This window comes from Antarctobacter heliothermus (assembly GCF_900188425.1).
GTDB lineage: Bacteria > Pseudomonadota > Alphaproteobacteria > Rhodobacterales > Rhodobacteraceae > Antarctobacter > Antarctobacter heliothermus.
Genome location: NZ_FZON01000108.1, coordinates 1 through 6,249, shown reverse-complemented (window position 1 = coordinate 6,249; position 6,249 = coordinate 1). Strand labels below are relative to the sequence as shown.

Here is a 6,249-nt window from a genome sequence, read left to right as displayed (position 1 = left end):
TCCATGGGCTATAGGCCTACTGGAACGAAAGCCTGCTCGACTGGCGACCGTCGCAATGGCGAACAAGACCGCACGAATAGTTTGGGCAGTGCTGACCAAGAACGAATACTATCGGCCCCACGCAGCCTAAAGAAAGGAAAAGGAACACCCGAGACAGCAAGACCATTGAAATGATGGCGCACAGTCAGCCCGCCAACCAAGACAACCCGTCGAATGTCCAGGACACAATGTTGTTCGATAAGCCGTTTGGGACTTGGTCGCGGAAACCATCAGGGCCAGCGGCTACGAGTGCCGCGCGAACAGGCCGGACACACGTCTGCTTCTGACCAGTGCAAAATCACTCAAAAAAAGTCTTGCTATGCAGGAGCTATCCACACAGGTCATTCGCTGCGGATGCAAAATCGAGCCGGTTGCGAACTGGTAGTGTGCGGGACAAAGTGAGGTTTCGCTGCAGTGGCGCCAATGGCTGATCTCAGCATAAACCATGGCTCCAAATTTTGGTTCTGCGACGCGCCGTGTCTGTTCGGGTTGCAGGGGTTGGGCCTAACGAGATAGGTAGCAGGCAACCAAACAGTATTGTGATGCCCCGATGAAAATGCGCGACACATTTCTCAAGCCGATGCATCCTGAGGGGCGCAGATTTGTTGGAATTTTTGCCGCCGTCACACTGCTCCTGTTTCTTCTGTCTGCCGTTCTGGGGTGGATTGGCGTCGGTCTAACGATCTGGTGCTATTACTTTTTCCGCGACCCTGTCCGCATCACACCAACACGCGATGGCCTCATCGTAAGCCCGGCCGATGGCATCGTCTCGTTGATTGAAAAGGCCACCCCGCCAGCAGAACTTGGCATGCCTGACATGCCCCTGACCCGCATCAGCGTATTCATGAGCGTGTTTAACTGCCATGTGAACCGCGCCCCAATTGCCGGCAAGATCGCGGCGATTGCCTATCGCCCCGGGAAATTTTTCAATGCCTCGCTGGACAAGGCCAGTGCTGACAACGAGCGCAACAGCCTGTGCATTGAAATGAGCGATGGCAGACAGCTAGCTGTGGTTCAAATCGCAGGGCTGGTGGCGCGCCGCATCGTTTGTTTTTCTGCCAAGGGCGATACTCTGCGCACCGGAGAGCGCTTTGGTCTGATCCGCTTTGGCTCGCGTCTGGACGTCTATTTGCCCGATGGCCTGAACCCCATGGTCAGCCTCGGGCAGACCATGATCGCAGGAGAAACGGTTCTGGCCGATCTTGCCACGTCTGAGGCCACACGCATTGGCCGCGCAGATTAGACAATGGCCGAAGACCCGTCAGACAGCGCAAAACAACCCAAAGTGCGCGTTATCCATCTGCTGCCAAACCTGCTGACCATTGCTGCGGTTTGCGCGGGACTTACGGCAATCCGTTTCGGGTATGAGGGCAACTTTGAAATGGCGGTTCGCCTTGTTCTGGCCGCCTGTGTCCTTGATGGTCTGGACGGTCGGCTGGCCCGTTTGATGAACCGTTGCAGTGATGTGGGAGCCGAGCTTGATTCTCTGGCCGATTTCGTCAATTTTGGCGTTGCTCCGGTGTTGATCCTGCACAGCTGGGCGCTGCAGGACTTTCGACGCGCCGGATGGATTGCTGTCTTGATCTACACAACCTGCTGTCTTCTGCGGCTGGCGCGTTTCAATGTCAGCAGCCGTTCGGAAACCGAAAAGCTATCTTCTGATTTCTTTGTTGGCGTCCCGTCGCCTGCGGGAGCCATTCTGGTGATGCTGCCGATGGTTGTTTCGTTTGCCATTTCGGACCTGCCGCTAACCCCGCCTGCCTTTGTCGCCGTGCACATCTGCCTGATTGGGTTGCTATTGATCAGTCGCATTCCGACATACTCTTTCAAGAACGTGACGATAGATCGGGCCAATGCAAAGTACTTTCTGCTGGGGGCTGCCGTTCTGGCAGCGGCCTTGCTGACCTATCTGTGGGCGACACTCACCATGCTGTCATTTGCCTATATCAGTTGTCTTGTCTGGGCCTACCGCACCTCCCGCAAAACTCAAAAAACCGAAGGATAGAACCTTGGAACTCAACGCCATCAAAACCTCATATGCACGTTGGGCACCGGTTTATGACAACACATTCGGGGCGGTTACAAATGTCGGGCGACGCGCGTCGGTTGACTATATCAACAACCAAGACGCCGAGACTGTGCTTGAGGTTGGGGTTGGCACCGGCTTGGCCCTGCCGAATTATCGTCCTGATTTGGCTGTGACCGGCATTGATTTCAGTGAGGACATGTTGGCCAAGGCGCAGGCCAAGGTGGACCAGCTTGACCTGAAACAGGTGCGGGCCCTCACCCAGATGGATGCGCGCACGCTTGATTTTCCGGATGCGTCATTTGATGTCGTCGCTGCGATGCACATCATTTCAGTTGTGCCAGAGCCCGAGCGAGTCATGGCCGAGATGGCCCGGGTTTGTAAGCCGGGCGGTCAGGTTGTCATCACAAATCACTTCGCCAGAGAAACCGGCCTGCTGGCCCGGATCGAGCGGCTGACCGCGCCTTGTGCCAATCTTCTGGGCTGGCATTCGGATTTTGATATCAGCACTGTTCTGAAAGAACCCGACCTTTCGGTGATTGAACAAAGACCTCTGCCGCCCATGGGCATGATGACGTTCCTGGCGTTGCGCAAAAGCGCAGGCTGATCGCGCGCCCTGTGTTTCGAGAAAAGCCAGATCATCGATAGAAAAGCACACCATTGGTATGACGGCATCAAGCATATTTTTCGAAGGCTGTTTGCTGCCAAGAAGACATTTGTCAGCGACGCAGCATTCGGTAGTCTGGTCTCTCTGCCGCCATTAGATCAATCGCAGCATATTCGACAGACCCATCGCACGCCCCAAACGTGGACGGCCCAGAGCTGCCTTTGATCCGAGGATTTTCGCTGCGGTGCGGCAGCCCTAAAACAGTCTTAGGTGCTTGAAGCAGTTCTTCTCATCGGTCAAGCTTGTGGGAATGGACCGTGGAGGCAGCGGCATGTCAGCTTCGAATTACTCCAGAATAACTCCATCTTGCGATCTTGGCAAAAAAAGGCCTCGAAAGAAGGCATTGGCCAAGCAAGTAGAGACTTGCAGGAAGTACAGCAATCCTGTCAGGAAAATAATCAACCCAGGGTTTGCCACTCAATACTCACCTGAGTTCCTCGCTGCTTTTCGGAAGATCTGTGAGATATACTCCCAATCGAACTTTTTCTTCCCCGAGAAGCAGGTCTTGATTCTGATGTTAGACAACAATATCAGCCCGTGTCGAGCAAAAGAGTTTTCGGAGCAGATCGTGAAGCGCTTGGCTGGCGATATCTTCAGAAAATGAGCGATCGGCCCAAACCGGACTCTCGACCTGACCTCTCTATGCTGCGGCGCGGCCCGTTAGACCGGACTTTCGCTGCGTGTGCTAAAAGTGGCGTATCTAAATGAAAGCGGCGCGGGTCACACAGGCCTTCGCCAAAGGCGTATAGTACGCAGGCTCGTCGTTGCAGCACTCCGAATTCGGCGCGGGCGATGGATCATATCTGCGTCCGCACAGGCCTCTCTTGAGGTCGGCAATGGCCGCAGCCCTCGATCCACGTCGTGGCAACTGGACGACACAGGGGTCAGGAAGCTGACTTACGGAATCCTACCGGCGATTGGTTTTGCGACAACCAGCGTGGGCTGTCGAGCAAGCGAGCCCGCAAAGTCCGGACTGACGCTTCCGCACCTCGCTATCGCCCTCCGTGCGGCCACGGCCGATTCTGATCACCTGCAGGGCCGTTCAGGCAAACTCAAGGTCCGTCCAGACGTAAGGCATAGGCATTCACGATCTCTTGTCTTCGAGCCTCGTCGCTGGACTTTCCGTTGGTTTGATCTGCTAAGTAACGCAAAAAAATGGAGTACTGCAATGCCCACTGTCCGGGGGGAGGAAGCGGCGCTTGTTCAACTGCTTTCCGTGGGCGACAGGGCGGCGTTCGAACAGGTTTACAATCGACACAATACAACTCTCGTCCGTGTCGCGACCGGTATCGTAAAAAACTGCGCGACAGCGGAAGAAGTGGTTCAGGAAACCTGGATTGCGGTGCTGAAGTACATTTCCGGCTTTGAGGGACGGTCTTCGCTTGCAAGCTGGATCTTCACGATCCTGATCAACAAGGCCCGCAGCCGTGCAAAACGCGAGGGTCGCATCGTCTCATTTGATGGCGCGGGCGAGGACGACAATCTTGCTGCCGCGTTTGATGGCCGGGGGCGGTGGAAAAACATGCCCGAATTGTGGGAAACCCTTACCCCCGAACGCATTCTCGCGGGGCGTAGCGTGATGGAGCATGTGAATGCAGCGATTGATGCCCTTCCACCAGGCCAGCGGTCCGTCATCATTCTTCGCGCGCAACAGGGGCTGGACGCTGAAGAAGTCTGCGCCATCCTTGGTATCAGCGAAGGCAACATGCGGGTTCTGCTGCACCGGGCACGTCTTGGTGTTCGGGCTGCCCTCGACGGACTGATGTGATGGGAGGTTTTGCATGTCGCTGATACCGAATTGTTTCTTGGAGGCGTGTAACACGGCGGGGTTCCGATTGTCCTGTTCGTGTGAGGCACGTGAAAAGGACACCGACAGATGTTGAGCTGCAAGGAAGTCGCGACCCGCGCCAGCGCCCTGATCGACGGGGAACTGGGCATGTGGGACTCCTTCCAGATGCGTCTGCATCTCGCGATGTGTAAAGGTTGCGAACGGTTCATCGGTCAAATGCGGACAACCCGGGATTTGACCGAAACCCTGTTCACATCCGATGCGCCCGGTGAGGCCGACGACGACCGCATTAGCGCAATCCTTTCCCAGCTTCACCAAGGTAAGCAAGAGGGCGGCTGAGCCGCGCAGGAAAGGAACCATACCATGAACAAGATCACAGCCGGCCTTGTCGCCGGGTTCGTAACGACTGTCGTTCTGTCGGCCATCATGCTGGCCAAGGGCATGATGGGCGTCATGCCGGAACTGGATGTCATTGCCATGCTCAGCGCCATGATGGGGGCCTCTCCCGCGATGGGGTGGCTGGGGCACTTCATGATCGGAACCTTGATCTGGGGAGGCGGGTTCGTGCTGCTCTATGGCGTGATCCCGGGTGGAACAGCGATGGTCAAGGGCATTCTCTTTGGCATTGCCGCCTGGCTTGGCATGATGATCATGGTCATGCCCATGGCCGGGGCCGGACTGTTCGGAATGGCCTATGGCATCATGGCACCGTTGATGACGCTGGTGCTGCACATTGTGTACGGTGCCGTATTGGGCATCGTGTTTCGCAGGCTGACGGCTCCCAGGATGGCGCTTGTCTGAACACATCACCGCGCGTTCGGGTCGGCATGACTGCCGCCCGAACCCTCAACCGGATAAATGCCATGCACTATCATAAGATCAGGTTCGCCGAGGCGAATGTCGCCGCGACGATCTGCGGTTGGCCAACGCAGCCATGACCAAAATTCTAAACCATCCCCGCAAATCGTCCTCACCGACCACCAAGCGCATCAATCTCGCCCTGCAAGGAGGCGGTGCCCACGGCGCCTTTACCTGGGGCGTGCTGGATTACCTGCTGGAGGACGGACGGCTGGAAATCGCCGCGATTTCCGGCACCTCGGCAGGGGCGATGAATGCCGTGGCCCTGGCCGATGGCTTGACTTCGGGCGGGCCCGACGGCGCGCGTGAAAAGTTGCATGGTTTCTGGCAGACCATGAGCGAGGCCGCCAGAGGCAGCCCGATCAAACGCGCGCCCATTGACGTGATGATGGGGTATTGGAGCCTTGATCGATCGTGGGGCTATCAGATGATGAACGCGATGAGCAGGATGTTCTCGCCCTATCAGTTGAACCCGATGGACATGAACCCGCTGAAGGACGTTCTGGAATCCTGCGTCGACTTCGACTGCGTGCAAAGCTGTCACAGCATCCATGTGAACAGGCATGCAATTTTGACCCCGTAACGGGGTGATCGGCGTCCAACAATGACCCCCTTACACTGATGTGGATGATGCTCCCGAGGCTATCGGGGAGCACAGTGTGGGATGTTGGTTGTGGAGACGATTGCGAAGATCCGTCGGGCGTATTTTCAGGACAAGAAGCCGATCAAGCAGATCTGCCGGGAACTGCGGATTTCACGGAACACGGTGCGCAAGGTGATCCGGTCCGGTGCGACCGAGCACACCTACGAGCGGACCGTCCAGCCGCAGCCGAAGATCGGTCCTTGGAAGGACGAACTCGACGAGATGCT

The 6,249-nt window shown here is 56.6% G+C and carries 7 protein-coding genes and 2 pseudogenes; all 9 read left to right on the top strand.

The annotated features are described in order from the left end of the window. Positions 1-130: pseudogene (locus CHB90_RS26395) on the top strand (IS110 family transposase); the annotation flags it as partial. Between the two features lie 459 nt (positions 131-589). Next, complete coding sequence (locus CHB90_RS25220; RefSeq protein WP_089280457.1) at positions 590-1,282, top strand: phosphatidylserine decarboxylase; 693 nt, start codon at positions 590-592, stop codon at positions 1,280-1,282. A 3-nt stretch (positions 1,283-1,285) separates the two neighbouring features. After that, on the top strand, positions 1,286-2,044 hold the full coding sequence (gene pssA / locus CHB90_RS25215) for a CDP-diacylglycerol--serine O-phosphatidyltransferase (RefSeq protein ID WP_089280456.1): 759 nt from the start codon (positions 1,286-1,288) through the stop codon (positions 2,042-2,044). A gap of 4 nt (positions 2,045-2,048) precedes the next feature. Continuing rightward, on the top strand, positions 2,049-2,672 hold the full coding sequence (locus CHB90_RS25210) for a class I SAM-dependent methyltransferase (protein WP_089280455.1): 624 nt from the start codon (positions 2,049-2,051) through the stop codon (positions 2,670-2,672). A gap of 1,276 nt (positions 2,673-3,948) precedes the next feature. Further along, positions 3,949-4,500: an RNA polymerase sigma factor gene (locus CHB90_RS25200; protein ID WP_212591666.1), complete on the top strand. Its 552-nt coding sequence runs from the start codon at positions 3,949-3,951 to the stop codon at positions 4,498-4,500. A 108-nt stretch (positions 4,501-4,608) separates the two neighbouring features. Continuing rightward, a complete protein-coding gene (locus CHB90_RS25195) occupies positions 4,609-4,860 on the top strand; it encodes a zf-HC2 domain-containing protein (RefSeq protein ID WP_089280452.1) in 252 nt (83 codons plus the stop codon). A gap of 24 nt (positions 4,861-4,884) precedes the next feature. After that, positions 4,885-5,322: a DUF6789 family protein gene (locus CHB90_RS25190; protein ID WP_089280451.1), complete on the top strand. Its 438-nt coding sequence runs from the start codon at positions 4,885-4,887 to the stop codon at positions 5,320-5,322. Positions 5,323-5,455: 133 nt separating this feature from the next. Beyond that, complete coding sequence (locus CHB90_RS25185; RefSeq protein WP_089280450.1) at positions 5,456-5,962, top strand: patatin-like phospholipase family protein; 507 nt, start codon at positions 5,456-5,458, stop codon at positions 5,960-5,962. An 81-nt stretch (positions 5,963-6,043) separates the two neighbouring features. Beyond that, positions 6,044-6,249 (top strand): annotated as a pseudogene (locus CHB90_RS25180) (IS21 family transposase); the annotation flags it as partial.

Coding starts and splice junctions, on each gene's coding strand:
- CHB90_RS25195 (WP_089280452.1), top strand. CDS start 4,609: ATGTTGAGCTGCAAGGAAGTCGCGACCCGCGCCAGCGCCCTGATCGAC.
- CHB90_RS25220 (WP_089280457.1), top strand. CDS start 590: ATGAAAATGCGCGACACATTTCTCAAGCCGATGCATCCTGAGGGGCGC.
- CHB90_RS25185 (WP_089280450.1), top strand. CDS start 5,456: ATGACCAAAATTCTAAACCATCCCCGCAAATCGTCCTCACCGACCACC.
- CHB90_RS25190 (WP_089280451.1), top strand. CDS start 4,885: ATGAACAAGATCACAGCCGGCCTTGTCGCCGGGTTCGTAACGACTGTC.
- pssA (WP_089280456.1), top strand. CDS start 1,286: ATGGCCGAAGACCCGTCAGACAGCGCAAAACAACCCAAAGTGCGCGTT.